Source organism: Actomonas spartinae (assembly GCF_051209155.1).
Taxonomy (GTDB): Bacteria; Verrucomicrobiota; Verrucomicrobiia; order Opitutales; family Opitutaceae; genus Actomonas.
Genome location: NZ_JBPJGB010000002.1, coordinates 475290 through 490426, shown reverse-complemented (window position 1 = coordinate 490426; position 15137 = coordinate 475290). Strand labels below are relative to the sequence as shown.

The 15137-nt window shown below is 65.8% G+C and carries 12 protein-coding genes; 4 read left to right on the top strand and 8 right to left on the bottom strand.

What is annotated here, in order from left to right; all coding sequences use genetic code 11:
* Positions 1 to 22: 22 nt before the first annotated feature.
* Both AC0MRV_RS10005 and AC0MRV_RS10000 read left to right on the top strand, forming a co-directional pair.
* Positions 23 to 484, top strand: a complete 462-nt coding sequence (locus AC0MRV_RS10005) for a response regulator (RefSeq protein ID WP_472764323.1) — start codon at positions 23 to 25, stop codon at positions 482 to 484.
* 217 nt (positions 485 to 701) lie between these two features.
* The gene (locus AC0MRV_RS10000; protein WP_472764322.1) at positions 702 to 953 is read left to right on the top strand and encodes a hypothetical protein; all 252 of its coding nucleotides are present in this window, start codon (positions 702 to 704) and stop codon (positions 951 to 953) included.
* Positions 954 to 968: 15 nt separating this feature from the next.
* On the opposite strand, the gene AC0MRV_RS09995 is transcribed toward AC0MRV_RS10000, so the two are convergent.
* From AC0MRV_RS09995 to AC0MRV_RS09985, 3 genes are all read right to left on the bottom strand, one after another.
* A complete protein-coding gene (locus tag AC0MRV_RS09995; protein ID WP_472764321.1) occupies positions 969 to 2336 on the bottom strand; it encodes a sensor histidine kinase in 1368 nt (455 codons plus the stop codon).
* Between the two features lie 5 nt (positions 2337 to 2341).
* Positions 2342 to 3019: a response regulator gene (locus tag AC0MRV_RS09990; RefSeq protein ID WP_472764320.1), complete on the bottom strand. Its 678-nt coding sequence runs from the start codon at positions 3017 to 3019 to the stop codon at positions 2342 to 2344.
* A 216-nt stretch (positions 3020 to 3235) separates the two neighbouring features.
* The gene (locus AC0MRV_RS09985; RefSeq protein ID WP_472764319.1) at positions 3236 to 4255 is read right to left on the bottom strand and encodes a glycosyltransferase family 2 protein; all 1020 of its coding nucleotides are present in this window, start codon (positions 4253 to 4255) and stop codon (positions 3236 to 3238) included.
* Positions 4256 to 4309: 54 nt separating this feature from the next.
* Here AC0MRV_RS09985 and AC0MRV_RS09980 point away from each other — a divergent pair, with 54 nt between their 5' ends.
* Complete coding sequence (locus AC0MRV_RS09980; RefSeq protein ID WP_472764318.1) at positions 4310 to 4855, top strand: isochorismatase family protein; 546 nt, start codon at positions 4310 to 4312, stop codon at positions 4853 to 4855.
* Between the two features lie 27 nt (positions 4856 to 4882).
* On the opposite strand, the gene AC0MRV_RS09975 is transcribed toward AC0MRV_RS09980, so the two are convergent.
* The 5 genes from AC0MRV_RS09975 to AC0MRV_RS09955 all read right to left on the bottom strand — a co-directional run bounded on the left by AC0MRV_RS09975 (position 4883) and on the right by AC0MRV_RS09955 (position 10980).
* On the bottom strand, positions 4883 to 7570 hold the full coding sequence (locus tag AC0MRV_RS09975) for a hypothetical protein (RefSeq protein WP_472764317.1): 2688 nt from the start codon (positions 7568 to 7570) through the stop codon (positions 4883 to 4885).
* A gap of 130 nt (positions 7571 to 7700) precedes the next feature.
* Positions 7701 to 8225 carry a peptide-methionine (S)-S-oxide reductase MsrA gene (gene msrA / locus AC0MRV_RS09970; RefSeq protein ID WP_472764316.1) on the bottom strand — a complete coding sequence of 175 codons (525 nt, stop codon included), beginning with the start codon at positions 8223 to 8225 and terminating at the stop codon, positions 7701 to 7703.
* Positions 8222 to 9031, bottom strand: coding sequence for a hypothetical protein (locus AC0MRV_RS09965; protein ID WP_472764314.1), 810 nt, complete (start codon positions 9029 to 9031; stop codon positions 8222 to 8224). Before AC0MRV_RS09965 ends, msrA begins: the two co-directional genes overlap by 4 nt.
* Positions 9028 to 10713 carry an energy-dependent translational throttle protein EttA gene (gene ettA, locus AC0MRV_RS09960; RefSeq protein WP_472764313.1) on the bottom strand — a complete coding sequence of 562 codons (1686 nt, stop codon included), beginning with the start codon at positions 10711 to 10713 and terminating at the stop codon, positions 9028 to 9030. Before ettA ends, AC0MRV_RS09965 begins: the two co-directional genes overlap by 4 nt.
* Positions 10714 to 10725: 12 nt before the next feature.
* Entirely contained in the window at positions 10726 to 10980 is a 255-nt protein-coding gene (locus AC0MRV_RS09955; RefSeq protein WP_472764312.1) for a YkgJ family cysteine cluster protein, read from the bottom strand.
* A 169-nt stretch (positions 10981 to 11149) separates the two neighbouring features.
* Here AC0MRV_RS09955 and AC0MRV_RS09950 point away from each other — a divergent pair, with 169 nt between their 5' ends.
* Positions 11150 to 15133, top strand: coding sequence for a PAS domain-containing hybrid sensor histidine kinase/response regulator (locus AC0MRV_RS09950; RefSeq protein ID WP_472764311.1), 3984 nt, complete (start codon positions 11150 to 11152; stop codon positions 15131 to 15133).
* Positions 15134 to 15137 lie beyond the last annotated feature (4 nt).

The window sequence follows — 15137 nt, the reverse complement described above, 5'->3', positions numbered from 1 at the left end:
TCAGCTTTTCAGCTTTTCAACCTTGCCCGCCGCCCCTCGCATTCGCGTTTCGCTCGTCGATCCCGACCTGCACTACCGGCTGTTTCTCACCACCAGCCTCAACGCGAGCCCGCGTCACCGTTTATTGAATACCGCCACCACCGCGGCCGAAGCCCGGGCCTGGAACGATTTGCACGTCCCCGACATCGCGCTGGTCGAAACCCAACTCCCGGACGGGTCCGGGGAAGAACTTATCACCGAACTCCGCCGCCGATTTCCCGAAACCCTCTTCCTCATTTTGGCCCGCGAAAGGAACGACGACCGCATCGCCGACGCCATTCGGGCCGGCGCCGTCGGTTACCTGCTCAAATCGGACGGCCGCAAAGCCGTCTTCGCAGCGATCGACGACGCCCTCACCGGCGGCGCTCCGCTCTCTCGCCTAGTCGCCCGCGACGTCCTCCGTCTCCTCCGCGACAGCCAGCCACCCTTCGACCAACCCAACTAGCACTATCCACTGCGACGGAACATAGTCCCGTGGACAGCACGGAGGACCACCGATCTCTGCCGCTGAAACGCGCCATCTTATTCGTGTGGATCCGTGCAATCCGTGGCACAAATGAGATTCGACAAAGTAGAGCCAGCCAAAGATCCGAAACGGCATCTCGCCCCATCCATTGCGTTTCGACGGCAAACCGTCTCACCTGCGTGGAACATCGATTCTCATGAGCGCAAAACCCATCCCCGAACTCACTGACGCCGAGCTGCTGGAAGAGGCGCGGAAGATCAAACCGGCCCCCATCCTGGACGCCTTGTTCATCGGCTTTCTGGTCGGCGTTTTGATCTACGGCGCCGCCGCCAGCGCCTGGGGCTTCACTGCCTTGATCCCCTTGGTCCTGATCTATCTGTTGCTGAAAAAATCGACGCGGCACCGCGCGCTGCACGCGGAGCTGGAAAAACGGAAACTGAACTCGTAAACGCGCGGCGCGATTTCACCGCACCGGCAGCGCCAACCAGAAGGTCGCACCCGCCCCCGGCTCGGAGTCGCAACCGACCTCACCGCCCATCGCTTCGGCGACGCGCTTCGTGACCGCGAGACCGATACCGTGACTGCTTTCGCCCCCGGTCGGGCGCGCGCTCGTCGAACTGTATTTGCGGAACAACTTGCCACGATCCTCAGGCGAAACACCGGGGCCGGTGTCAATCACCTCGACCCGCACGCGATCGCCCGCCTGCTCCAGGGCCAGGCGGACCGTCGCGCCGCGTGGACTGAACTTGAGCGCATTACTCAAAAAATTGTCCAACACCTGCCCCAGCAACGATGCGTCGGCCCGTGCCCATAGGGGAGCTCCGGCCGGCGCGAGCACCTGCTGCTCCTTGGTCGCCGCCGCCGGGCCGTGGCGCGCCGCCGCCTCCGTGATCACTTTGCGCAGGTCCACCTGCTCCAAGCGCACCGGCAGGGTGCCCGACTCCAGCGCATGTTCGCCCAGATAGTTGTTCACGACCTCCAGCATGCGACCGCTCAGGTCGTCGATCGCACTCAGCGCCTTGGCCTGCCGCTCCGGATCGGCCATGCGGCCGAGTCGCATTTGTGAGGCCAGTCCGCGCACCGCCGCCAAGGGCGAACGCAGGTCGTGCGCCGCCGCCGCCATGAATTCGTTCTTCTCCGCATTGAGGCGGGCCAGCTCGCGGTTCAGCTCCGCCATGATTTCGCGTTGGGCAAATTCTCGCCGTTCACTCGCCTCCCGATTCCAGGCCAACGCGGCCACCACGACACCCGTGCCAAACAAACTTCCCCCCAGGACCACGGGGGCATTGGTGCCCGGCAGCAAATAGTCGAACACGACGAACATACCCACAACACCGGCGCAACCGACCACAATCATGGCCAGCGTGGCCCGAAACAGCATCGGCAACCCAACCGCACTGAGCAGCATGATGGGCACGATATCCGCGATCACGTTCGACGCGACGTAGGCATCACGGAACATCAAACCGTGCCGCCACTTCAGCAGGGCGATCGCCCACATCACCACCACCGTGCCGGCCGGATTAAGCCACCCCGCCCGTCGTTGATGCCCCGGCCATCCGGTCGAGATCAACATCAGCATCCACATCGGCACGACGTAGAAGAAGCGATGCGCGAGGGAGATGCTCACAAACTCAGGAAAGGTCTCGGCGTTCGCGATCACGTCCCCCCAACCCATCGCCACCACCGCAAACATCGCGACCACCAGCATCACCCTTGAACGGGTCTGACTCTGCGTGATTCGCTCCGTCCGGAAGCGCTCCTCCCAGTCCGGATCGGAAAAGCGCAGCCGCCGTGACTCCCGCTGCCAGGTCGCTTGATGTCCCTGCACGTCCATCAGGCGCGTCCGTCCTTCAACCGCGTGAACTTCACCGCGGCCTCGGTGCGCGAGCGCACCCGCCACTTTTGGTAGATGACGAGCAACGCGTTCTTCACCGTCGAACGCGACAAGCCCATCGCGTCGGCGATCTCCTTGTCACCCGCGCCGGACGCCACCCGTTCCAATAGATCGACTTCCCGTTCGGTCAAAATGGCGAGGTCGCCACCCGTTGGTTTGGTGGCCGCGTTGCCGCGCATCAATCCCAGCACTTTGCGCGCGATCGACGGCGACATCGGCGCGCCACCCGCCAGGGCGTCGTCGATCGCCGCCAGGATGTCCTCTTCGCGACCACCCTTGACGACATAACCAACCGCGCCGCCTTGGATCGCCCGCAACACCGTCGCGGCATCGGTTTCCGCCGTGAGCATCAGCACCAGCGAACGCGGATGCCGGGCTACCAACTCCGCCACCAATTCGGCGCCCGACTGGTCCGGCAAGCCGACATCCACGAGCATCACGTGGGGCTTCACCTCAGCCGGCCACGCCAACGCTTCCGCCGCCGATCCCGCCGACGCCACCAAACGATGGCGCGGACTCGCCTCGAGCATCGACTCGAGGAACAGGCAGAAGTGCGGATCATCCTCCACCACCGCGACGGCAACACGGCCGGAGGAAGGGGAACTGGCGGGAGTCATAAAAGCGGGGACAGGGTCGAGGTTCGAAACAAAGAAGGCGGGGTCAGATGCGACGCGAGGACAAATCCGCCCTAGACCGGTCGGGAGACGGACCGAATCGGACATTGAGCCCCCCAAATCGGACACACCTTGCAGAACACAGCCCCAAGCTGCCTCAATACTCCCTCGGCGTCTTCACCCCGACGCGGAACCCGCACCCGCCCGAGCAAGCCACTCCTACGCGCAGAGCCAAAAATCCTTTCCCTCGCTGCGCCCCTGCGCCGATAGCTCGGCCCGAATCATTTCCCGCGCCCCCCGGTTCGCGACATAACCGAGCACAACGGCCTCTCCTGCTCCAGGCAACGCGGTCAGCTTCACCACCGGTCGCTCCGCCACGTGCCCGCCAATCTTGCGGGGATCGACGTCACAATATCCGACGATCACCACGCCGTGCTCCTCCAGCCTCGCCGCACGTTTGCGCGTCGGCCTGCCCGCCCCGGCCACCCACACCGCCCGACCGTCAGCACTACGTGCCAGCTCGGCCGCGAGATATCGCGCCTTGATCGCATAAAACGCCTCGACGCCATAACGCGCCTCGACCCGCGACGCCCGCCCCGGCGAGTCCCGCCAATCCAGCAGCACTTCCGGCACCTTGGCCATCGCCACCCCGGCGTCCAGCCACCGCAGCCACAGCTCGTAGTCTTCGGGCCAAGGCCCGTCGCGGTATCCACCGTATTGTGACACAAGCTCGCGCCGAAACATCACGCTCGGGTGCGCCAACGGCGACTCCACAAAGCGGCCCCGTCGAATCTGCTCCGGAGTGACAAGGGCATTGAGCCAATCGACGTGCGCCGCGTAGCCGGCCTGGGCCGCTCGGTCGCCACCAAACGTCACGCGGCAGGCGACCAGACCCAGTTCCGGTTTCGCCTGCATCCGCGCCACCTGGCGCGCGAGCCGCTCCGGATGCATGACATCGTCGGCATCCATCCGCGCGATCAACGGTGCCCGCGCCTCCGCCAGACCCAGGTTGAGCGCCCCCACCAATCCTGGTCGCACCGCCGGACGCAACAGACGAAAACGCGGGTCCTCAAGCGCGACATCTTGCACCATCTCGGCGGATGCGTCCGTCGAACCATCGTCGATCACCAGCGCCTCCCAGTCCGAATACGTTTGCCCGCTCAACGAGTCCAACGCTGTCTGGAGCGAGCGCGCGGCGTTGCGCGTGGGCATGACAATGGACACCGACGGACGTTGCATGCACCAGTCCTAGCGCCGCGACTGCCTACTCCAAGCCCCATCCCGCCCGTCGCCATGTCCGCCGCCCCTTCCGTTCCGACCTGCCTGCTGGTCGTCGACATGCAAAATCAATTTGTCGGCGAGCACACCCAACACCTGCCGGCCGGCATCAACGCCCTGCTGCCGAACTTCGACTGGGTCTTCGCCAGCCGCCTGCTGCCCGCGGCAGGCAGCCCGATGCATCGCTGGAAAGGTTATCTCCCGGCCGCCGCCACCGATCCCGCGTCAGCCCTCGCCGTCGATCTCAGCGGTCGTCCGTCCGCGCGCACCACCGTGGTGGATAAGACGGGGTTTGGCCTCATCACTTCGGAAGTCGGAGCCCAGCTTCAGTCTCTCGGCGTCACGACCGCACATGTCGTCGGCGTCGACACGGACCTGTGTGTCCTGCGGACCGTCGGTGACCTCATGGCCCTCGGCATCCGGCCGGTCGTGATCACCGATCTCGTCGGCAGCACCGCCGGCGAGCCGCTGCACAGCGGCGGTCTGTTGATCATCAAACGCATGATCGGCAAAGCCCAGCTCACCACCAGCGCCGAGCTCACCGCCGAACTTGTCACGTAGAACGTGACAAACTCCTCCGGGGCCACCTCACGGCGCTCCCACCGGGGTCTCGGTTTCGGCCTCCGCCTGCCGCCGCTGCAGGATTTCAAGCACGTCGGCCGCCCGGGCTTGGCCCAGGGTCTGGGCCCGCTCGGCGTAGTCGATGCCCTCCGCCAAACTCGGCGCGCCCGCATCGCCTTTGGCCGCCATCGCCGCGAGGAAATACAGCGCGCCGGCGTGATTCTCCAACGACGCGCGCAACATGAAATCCGCCGCCTTCACCAAGTCGGTTTCCACGTATTGACCAAAATAATACATCTGCCCGAGCGAATAGGCGGCGTCGGCCGAACCCAGGGCAGCGCGGTGCATCATCATCACGCCTTCCTCCACGTTTTCTTCCTTGAGCAAACGATGCGCCAGACGCAGCCGCGCCAAGGCATCGCCCAGTTCCGCGGCCTCCTCCAAACACTTACGCCCCTTCCGCGGATTGGGTTTCACGCCCAGGCCCTGTTCGTAGCAGCGACTGAGCCGCTCGCTGGCTGTCGCCTTCCACAGGCCTCCGTCGGCCTCGTGCAGATCCGTCCACAGGGCGAACGCTTTTTGGTAGAGGCCGGCGCGCATATAGTAGTCGCCGACCACCGGACCCAACGACCAGTCCCCTGCCTCAAGCAGGCGCTGCGCCATGGTCAATTCCCAGGCCACCGTCGGCTCGCCGACCAAGTTCCGAGTCTTGAGCGAGAGACAACGGGCCAAGGCCCCGACGACACGGTTGCTGGCCGCCAAGCGGTAATAAAACAGCGCCGCCTCATAATCGGCCTTATGCTCGGCCGTGCGTTCGAGCAATTTGCCCAACGAGAACTGCGCGTCGCGCACGCCTGCGTCCGCCGCCCGTCGTAACAGCGGTTCAACCACGGCGCGATCGGGCACTTCATCCCGGTTGAGCAACAGCACGCCCAGCAACTCGTTGGCCGACATTTCCCCGGCGGCGATCGCCTTGCGCGCATAGAACTCCGCCTGCTCCGCAAACGCCGCCGCGCGCCCCGCCCGTTTTTGGGAACTGGCCTGCATTGACCACCGGTAGTAAAGGCGGCCGAGGTGGGCCAGCGCGAGACCGTTGCCCGGTTCCGTCTCCAGCACCCGTTGCAACCACTGGACTGCCTCTTCCCAACTGCTGTCCTTCCCCAACCCGCGATAAAGTCGCTCGCCGAGCCACAACTGCGCGGGCACATATCCTTGGTCCGCCACCGCCCGGAGTATGGCCGAACCTTCGTTGAACAGGTCCTCCATCTGAAACCGGGAGGCCCAGGAATGTATGCCTAGTTTCGCCGCGGCCAAACGATGGCCGGCTTCCAGCGAGCCCTGGCGATACGCCGCATCCAGCCAGTAACGCGCCCGACTGTCGTCGGCTTCCGCCCAGATGCCCTCTTCCCAGGCGACGCCCCAACGAAGCTGCGCTTCGGCGTCTTTGCGATTCTCGGCCCATTCCCGCAGCCACCGCTCCTCGGTCTCGGTGTCCATCCAGCCCTCGACTTCGACCCCCCGGGCCACCAATTCGAGCCCCCAACTCCGATCGCGATGAGGCGTCGCCAAGGCCTGGGCTGCCGCGGTATCCGCCGCCGCCCCCCAACCTCGTTGCAGGGCAATCGCCAGGTTCGTGAGCGCCTGCACCTGCGGCCAACTTTGTTCGTCCACCTCCTTTTGCCAGATGGCCACCGCCGCCGTTCCGGTCGCGGCATCCCGGGCGCCCGCCGCTTCCAACAAACCGCGTTGCGCAACCGCCCAGCGATGCCCCGCCTCCGCCGCGCGCCGCAGCCACTGCAATTCCTCCGCCCGATTCTCATTCACGCTACGCTCGATCCGCACGAGCGGGTGACGCAAGTGCGCCCAGATCGCGGCCACGGCTTGGTGCACGGCTTCCTCCCGTTCCTTGGCCGCGGCCCGCACCATCTCCGTGGTCACCACCGGCGCACCGGCAAAACTCGGCGCCCCCACCAACTGTAGCCAACGCGAATCACGCTCCGCCCACGCCTCCCGCGCCGCCACCGCATCCGGTCGTTCCCCCAGACCGAAATAACGCCCCACAGCCACCTCTGCCGTCGCCACATCCAGTCCGAGTTCATGGGCCGTCAGAAAATGTCCGGCTGACTCTTCCGGACGACGCGCCACTTGGGCGACCCAACCCAAGCCCCAGTGCGCCCGGGCACGCGCCGCAACTTCGTCCGGAGTCACCTCGCGGTCATCGCGCGACTCCTTCTTTTGGTCGCGCCGGACGAGCTCCGGGTCGGGGACTTCTCCCAAAGCGCGCAAAAACAATGCGGCTGCGGACGCGTTGTCCGCCGGACCACCCCACCCTGCAAGGTAATCCAAGCCGAGCTCCGTCTGGGCCGCAAACAGGCCCACCTCCGCCGCCAACTGCGTCCATTGCCGGGCCCGCGGCCGGTCCGGTGCAAAGCCCCACCAGCCCCAACGCAGCGCTTGCCCGAGCCAGTGCATCGCCAGCGCCTCCCCCCCAGACGCCGCCGCGACCAGTTCCTGTCGGGCCCGCTCCTGCTCGTCCGCATCGGCGGAACTCAGGCCCGTAAAGGCCGCCGCCAATCGCGGGGAAGGCACACGATCATCGAAGGCCACGATGAGCGGACTCGTTTCGGCGGCGGCCGCCCGCAACGCGCCGCCCCCCAATGTCAGCAGTGCCAGTCCCCAGACCAACACCGCGCCCAAAATTCGTGAATTTCGCATGCGGAGTGAAAGCTTTGCACCCCGGCCAGAGGGGACCCCTGCACGGTCAGGAAACCCGGGCGCGATGTCCAGACCGCTCTCCCCCGCCACAACCAACTGTCACGTATTACGTGACAGTCTGCAGCCGCCACTAGAGCTTGCCGCGGAGCTTCTCCAGCTTCGGGCGGATGACCATCTGGCAGTAACCTTGGTGCGGGTTTCGCTCGTAGTAATCCTGATGGTAAGCTTCCGCGGGGAAGAACTGTTGCAACGGCTCGATCGTCGTCACGATGCCTCCACCCCAGTCCGCCTGCGCCGCTGCCCGCGAGGCCTCGGCGGCGGCCCGCTGGGCATCGTCGGTGGTGAGGATGATGGAACGGTATTGCGTGCCCACGTCGGCCCCCTGGCGGTTGAGCGTCGTCGGATCGTGGATACGCCAGAACAGTGCCAGCACGTCCTTGAGCGGCACCACGTCGGGATCGTAGCTCACCCGCACCACCTCGGCATGCCCGGTCTTACCCCCGCACACCGCCTCGTAGGTCGGCGCCGGATCGTGACCGCCGGCGTATCCGCTTTCCACGGACAGCACGCCGGGCAACATCTTGTAGGCGGCTTCGGTGCACCAGAAGCAACCGCCGCCGAGAATGATGGACTCCGCTTTCGTGATCGAGGTCATGTCCCCGGACTCTCGGCGGAGTCCGGCGGGTTTTCAACCGGAGCCCCCACTTCGACCCCGTCCTCGACGTCGCCGTCCTCGGCATCGGCCGTCCTACGGACCGGATGCAGGATGCGGGCAATGGAATCGTGCGGCAGGGACCAGGCCCGGTGTTCGTCGGGATCATAGACGATGGTGAAGCGCGTCGTGGTGCCGAGCAGCAGCACCTCCTTGGCCGTGAAGTCCATCGACTCCGAACGCGCCGAGGGCCGGATCTCCAGCACGATGCGCTGGCCCTCGCCGTTGCGCACTTTGATCGCGCCACCCAAGGCGTAAAACTCCAGCCCCGCGACCGCGTAGAGGGAGAAGAACAGGTAACCCATCACCCGCTGCACCCGCGCTCCGTATTTGGGTGGACCAGCGGGATCGGGCAACTTGGCCCCAAGGCGCGGGAAGCGCCAGCGCGCCCACCACATGACCCGATAGCTGAGCGCCATGTAGGCGCTGAAGAGGGGGAACGGCAACAGGAGCAGCACCGGCACCAGCGGGTGCTGAAACACCATCACCAGAAAGTCGGCCGCATCGGTGAGCTGCAAAAAGTTCACCTCGAGGATCCAAAAGTAGAACCCGGCGTAACCGGCGCCGGCCAGCGTGAGGATCGCGTAGGTGAGCGAGATGCCCATCGCCGGATGCTCCTTGAAGATTGTCGGCCAATAGAAACTCGCCTGGAAGTGCGCCGGCATCGGCGGACGCGGGGGCATCGGTGCGGGCCAAAACACCCGCTCTTCGGCGGGCGCAGGCGGCGCAATCTCCTCGGGCGCGCTCATCGGGCGAGTTTGCGGTATTTGATGCGGTGCGGCCGCTCGGCATCCTGGCCTTTCCGGCGGCGGAAGTCCTCAAGGTAGGCGCTGTAGTTGCCGCGATACCACACCACCTCGGAGTCGCCTTCAAAGGCGAGGATGTGCGTGGCGGTGCGATCGAGAAACCAGCGATCGTGGGACACGACGACGGCGCAACCGGCGAAGGTTTCGAGACCCTCTTCGAGCGCGCGAATCGAGTTCACGTCGAGGTCGTTGGTCGGCTCGTCGAGCAGGATGAGATTAGCGCCGCGCTTGAGCAGGCGAGCGAGGTGCACGCGGTTGCGCTCACCGCCGGAAAGCACGCCGACCTTTTTCTGCTGGTCGGCGCCGGTAAAACCAAACTGGGCGCAATAGGCGCGGGCGTTCACATCGCGGTTGCCGAGTGAGAGCGTTTCCTCGCCGCCGCTGATCGCTTCGTAAATCGTCTGCCCATCGGGCAGCGAATCGCGCGACTGATCGACGTGCGCGATCTGCACCGTCGGGCCCACGCGCAGGGTGCCGGCGTCCGGCTTCTCGTCGCCGAGAATCATCCGAAACAACGTCGTCTTGCCCGCGCCGTTGGGCCCCACCACACCCACGATGCCGCCGGGCGGCAGGTTGAACTCGAGACCGTCGAAGAGCAGTTTCTCGCCGAAGGCTTTGCGCACGCCCTTGGCCTCGACCACGAGGTCGCCGAGGCGCGGGCCGGGCGGGACCACGATCTCGAATTCCCGCTCCTTCTCCGCCACGTCCTCCTTGAGCATGGCTTCGTAGGCGTTGATGCGGGCCTGCCCCTTGGCTTGGCGGGCACGGGCGGATTGGCGGATCCACTCCAGCTCGCGCTTCATCGCCTTCTGGCGGCGGTCCTCGGTGCGTTGCTCGATCTGCAGGCGGCGTTGTTTCTGCTCGAGCCAACCGGAGTAGTTGCCCTGCCAAGGGATGCCGTGACCGCGGTCGAGCTCAAGGATCCAGCCCGCGACGTTGTCGAGAAAGTAGCGATCGTGCGTCACGGCGATGACCGTGCCGGCGTAGCGCGCGAGGTGTTGCTCGAGCCAATGCACACTCTCGGCGTCGAGATGATTGGTCGGCTCGTCGAGCAGGAGCACATCGGGCTTCTGCAGGAGCAGCCGCGCCAGCGCAACGCGGCGGCGCTCACCGCCGGAAAGGGTGTCGACGATGGTTTCGCCGGCTGGGCAACGCAGGGCATCCATCGCCATCTCGACCTGCGGCGCGAGGTCCCAGGCGTCGAGGGCGTCGATCTTCTCCTGCAACTCCCCCTGTCGTTCCATGATGGCGTCGCGCGCGGCGTCGTCGGCCGCGTCGTTGATCTCGTCCCACGTCGCGTCGTAGGCCTCAACCAAATCGGTGAGCGCTTTGACGCCTTCCTCGACGCAGGCGCGCACCGTGCTGCCGGCGGTGAGTTGCGGTTCCTGTTCGAGCAGGCCGACGGTATAACCCTCGTCGAAATGCACGCGGCCCTCGATTTCCTGATCGCGTCCCGCGAGGATGCGCATGAGCGAGGATTTGCCGGCACCATTGAGGCCGAGCACGCCGATCTTCGCGCCGTAATAAAACGACAGCGAGATGTCGCGGAGGATCTCCTTGCGCTCGATCTTCTTCGAGACGCCGATCATGGAAAAAATCACTTTCGGTTCGTCGGCTTTGGCCATGGGGCAAGCGATTCAGGGATTTGTCGCGGACTCAAGCCGTTGCAGATAATCCAAGGCCTCTTCGCGCGAGGCGCCGCACATCTCAACCGACGGCCGCAAGCTCGCGCAGACCAGCGGCCGCTCAGGGCGGCCGAACAGCCGGCACCGCAAGTCGTCGTCGAGTTGCACGCACGGGATCCCCGCCGGCTTGCCGTGCGGCATGCCGGGAATGGGCGAGGAAATCGAAGGCGCGATGCAACACGCCGCGCAAGCGGCTCGGCAGTCCATGACCTGATCCTCAGATCAACCGCTTCCCCCTGTCGATTTCGCACTTCGCTAAGGGGACCTTCGAACGGCCTCCTACGTAGTTGTGCACTCATCCAAACAGGTCTTTGCCATCGACATGCGTAAGGCGTGCCAAACATTCTAGCCGGTCTTTCGCCCCGACTAGTCCGGCATGTTCGATCCCTTCCTCCTATCCCGTTTTTTGGTCATCGCGCACGCCGTGACCGCAGCCGGATTGGGAGCGTGGTATTTTGGCCTCATTCCGCGCGGTGCGCCGGAACGCCGCTTCCTGCCGCTCGGCCTGTATCAGGCCACGGTGGTGCTCACCGAAATCGTGCGCTGGACCGCGTTTTATTCACCGGCCGGCGAAATCGCGCTCACGTGGCTGCGGCCCATCGCGCTCACCGTCGCCGGCGTGCTCTTGTTCGTCGCCTTCCGGCAACACCGCCGTTTCCGGCCGATCGTTGAAACCTGGTCCGTGAAAGTGCGCGTCTGCCAGGTGGTGCACTTCGTTTTGTCCTTTGTGGTGCCCGTCTTGCAGGACAAACAAACCGGCTCGCTCGACCGGCTGGTCCCAACCGCCCTGGCGATCATCGCCCTGGTCTGGCTGGTGTTGGCCAGCCTCCGCGACCTGCGGCGCCAGGGACATTTCCTGCACTGGAGCATGGTGGTGGCCATAGTCGGTTGTCAGGGGCTGGGTTGGATCGCAATGGCGCAGGTGCGGGAGCAGGGACTGCGCAGCCGCGACGAGGACCTGCGCAGCCGGGTCGAAGCCTTTGCCCACTTGCTCGATCCGGCCCAAATCACCGAAGCGCTCGACCAGCGGCGACCCTCCACCCGCCTGCGGGCCAACCTGGAGGCCATGTGTTCCAGCTCCGCACCGGTGACCGGCGCGTTTCTCTTGCCGGGCCCGGACCCGGGTCGCGCGTTTCTCAGCCGCGCGGTGTCTCCGACCAAGACGCCGGTGCCCGCGATGGCTTCGGCCACGACCTACGCCCAGTTCGCCCAAGCCCGGCGCTCGGTGGTCGAAAGCTTCACCGATCTGGAGGACGGCGAGCGTTGGCACGTCGCGCTGGCGCCGGTGCTCGACCCCGAGGAAGATCTCGTCATCGCCTTCGTGGGTCTGCTCGCGCCTCTGCCGCTGCTCGACGCGAGTCTGGGCGACTCGATGATCGTGACCGATTCGATCGTGTTTCTCGTCGCACTGATCGTCTACGGCTGCATCGCCGGCTACCTCCAGGGCGTGGTGCGGGTGTGGCAACGCGACATCCTGCTCGAGATCAACGCCGAGCACTCGCAACAACTCCTGCAAACCACCGCACCACACGATGTGGCCGCTTGGCTCACCCGCAAAATGCAGCGACGGCTCAACCTGTTGCACGCCTCGTTCTGGGTTTTCAGCCAGCGCAACGGTGTGCTTGGGTTCCGCCGCGTCGCCTCGGAACCCGCCCACCACGGCAACAGCTCCAGCCACTGGCACGCCCTCTCCGAACTTCCCCCCGCCTGGCAGGGCGCGCTGTCCCGCAGCCAAAGCATCGAGGGAAACCTCAACGACCTCGGCGCCCCCTGGCCCGACATCGTGCCCGGCACCTACTCCGCCCCGTGGGCCTTCGCCGAAAACATCGAGGTCAACGGCCAACTCTACGGCTCCATCGTGACCGTGTTTCCCGACAGCAACCTTGTCGCCCGCGGCGAAATCCGCTCCGCCCTGCGCTCCATCACCAACGCCTTCGCCTCCTGCATCGTGCGCGAGCAGCGCAGTGAACGCCTCGCCGCCGCGGAGGAACGCCTGCGCACCATCATCGAAACCAGTCCCGATGGTTTCTGGGACGCCGACTACACCCGGGATCAATTCTACCGCTCCGACCGTTGGTGGCAGATGCTCGGTCACGAGCCGCCCGCCGACCCCGCCGACCGCCACGCCTTCGAACAACTCATCGAACCCGACGACCTCGAACAACTGCGCGCCGACGCCATCGAGCTCCTCTCCCCCGGTCGCAAGTTCCGCCGCCGCGAATTCCGCGCCCGCCACCGCGACGGCTCCTGGCGCTGGATCGAGTCCAACACCGTCGAGCTGCGCACCGTGCACGGACCCGCCGAGCGCGCGCTCGGCTTCGATCGCGACGTCACCCATCGCCATCAATACGAGGAACGCCTGCGCGAGGCCGCCGAATCCGCCGCCCGCGCCAACCAGGCCAAGAGCGAGTTCCTCGCCACCATGAACCACGAGCTGCGCACCCCGCTCAACTCCGTCATCGGCTTCGCCACCATCCTCGACCGCTCCTCGCTCAACCCCTCGCAACGCGACTGGGTCAGCTCCATGCGCACCTCCGCCGAGCAGCTCCTCGGCCTCATCAGCGACGTGCTCGACTTCTCCCGCATCGAAGCCGGCCGCCTCGAGCTCGAGCTCCTGCCCTTCGAATTGCGGCGCGCCACCGAGCAGGCCCTCGAACACTTCTCCCGCCTCGCCACCGAAAAGGAAATCGCCCTGCACCACGAGTTCGACGACGGCGGCCACCCCCCCTGGGTCATCGGCGACGCCCTGCGCCTCCGCCAAATCCTGACCAACCTTGTCGGCAACGCTCTCAAGTTCACCCAGACCGGCTTCGTGCGCCTCTCCACCCGCACCCTCGATCGCGACCGCTGGGAGTTCACCGTCGAGGACACCGGCCCCGGCATTCCGGCCGATCGGCTCGGCGCCCTCTTCAATCGCTTCAGCCAGCTCGACAGCACGAACACCCGTGTCCACGGCGGCACCGGCCTCGGCCTCGCCATCAGCCGCGAACTCGCCCGCGCCATGCACGGCGACATCGAGGTCCGCAGCACCGAGGGCGCCGGCAGCACGTTCATCGTCACGGTCAGTCTGCCGCCCGCCGACGGCGAACGCCGCCGCTACACCGACCACAAGGTCTCGCTCGACGTCACCCTGCCCGTCTTCCAACCCGACGCCCACGACCTCTCCGCGCTCACCAACGCCCTCGACCAGACCGACACCACGCTGCTCCCTTGCGAGACACTCGAGGACGTTCTCGCTTTCGCCCGCGACCGGAAGGACCCCGCCACGGTGATCTTCCCTCGGGCCTTTCGCGCCAGCGCCTGCGACGCCGCGCGCCAACTCGCCGCCGCTCTCACCAAGGATCACGCGCCTTTGGTCTGCCTCGGCATCCAGGCCGCGCCGCCGGAGTCCGGCCAGGTTTCGCCCTACGACAACCAACTCTCCGCACCGATCCGCCGCCGCGACCTCATCAACGTCGTCGATCTGCATCGCCGGGCGGGACGCCCGCTGACGCCCGCCTCCAAACCACCCTTCGCCGGCGCGCGTCCTGCCGGCGACGAAAAATCGGAGATCCGCGTGCTCGTGGCCGAAGACCACCCGGTCAATCGCGACGTGATCAAAACGATGCTCGACCAACTCGGCATCACCGCCGACTTCGCCGTCAATGGCCAGGTCGCGATCGAAATGTTGGCGGCCAAACCCTACGATATCGCCCTCGTCGACATCCAGATGCCCATCGTCGATGGTTTTGGCGTCGCCCGCTGGGTGCGCCGGGTATGGTCACCCGACTGGGCGCCGCCCAAGCTCGTCGCCGTCACCGCCAACGCCACCCACGGCGATCGCGAACGCTGTATCGAGTCCGGCATGGACGAATATGTCGCCAAGCCCGTCACCTTCTCCACCCTCACTGAACTTTTGCGTCAGGCTTCTTGCCTCGACGCCGCAGCCGCCCGACAAAGTCTGGCCTCCAACATGACTCCCCCGGAACCCACCTCCACCGACTCGACGCCAGGCGACCACCTGGTCGATTGGGACAGCTTCGAATCCATTCTCACCTTCACGAGCGCCGCCGAGAACCCCGAGGTGTTGCGCCGCATCATCCGCACCTACCAGGCCGATATGGCCGCCCTGCTCGCCCAGGTCGACGAGCTCTCGCCGGACGACCACGTCGCCACGCGTCGCCTGCTCCACAAACTCAAAGGCTCAACCGGATCGCTCGCCCTCATGGGCGTGGTCGACACCATCAAAAAACTCCACGATCCCTTGGAGGCGCCCGATCCTGAGTTTCGCGAAGCCACCCTCCGTCAGATCCGAGAGGAAAGTGAGCAGGCCCTCGCCGCGATCTACGCCCGCTACGACTGGCTCAACAAGAGCGACTGAGCAC

Coding starts and splice junctions, on each gene's coding strand:
- AC0MRV_RS10000 (WP_472764322.1), top strand. CDS start 702: ATGAGCGCAAAACCCATCCCCGAACTCACTGACGCCGAGCTGCTGGAA.
- AC0MRV_RS09990 (WP_472764320.1), bottom strand. CDS start 3,019: ATGACTCCCGCCAGTTCCCCTTCCTCCGGCCGTGTTGCCGTCGCGGTG.
- AC0MRV_RS09985 (WP_472764319.1), bottom strand. CDS start 4,255: ATGCAACGTCCGTCGGTGTCCATTGTCATGCCCACGCGCAACGCCGCG.
- AC0MRV_RS09980 (WP_472764318.1), top strand. CDS start 4,310: ATGTCCGCCGCCCCTTCCGTTCCGACCTGCCTGCTGGTCGTCGACATG.
- AC0MRV_RS09975 (WP_472764317.1), bottom strand. CDS start 7,570: ATGCGAAATTCACGAATTTTGGGCGCGGTGTTGGTCTGGGGACTGGCA.
- msrA (WP_472764316.1), bottom strand. CDS start 8,225: ATGACCTCGATCACGAAAGCGGAGTCCATCATTCTCGGCGGCGGTTGC.
- AC0MRV_RS09965 (WP_472764314.1), bottom strand. CDS start 9,031: ATGAGCGCGCCCGAGGAGATTGCGCCGCCTGCGCCCGCCGAAGAGCGG.
- ettA (WP_472764313.1), bottom strand. CDS start 10,713: ATGGCCAAAGCCGACGAACCGAAAGTGATTTTTTCCATGATCGGCGTC.
- AC0MRV_RS09955 (WP_472764312.1), bottom strand. CDS start 10,980: ATGGACTGCCGAGCCGCTTGCGCGGCGTGTTGCATCGCGCCTTCGATT.
- AC0MRV_RS09950 (WP_472764311.1), top strand. CDS start 11,150: ATGTTCGATCCCTTCCTCCTATCCCGTTTTTTGGTCATCGCGCACGCC.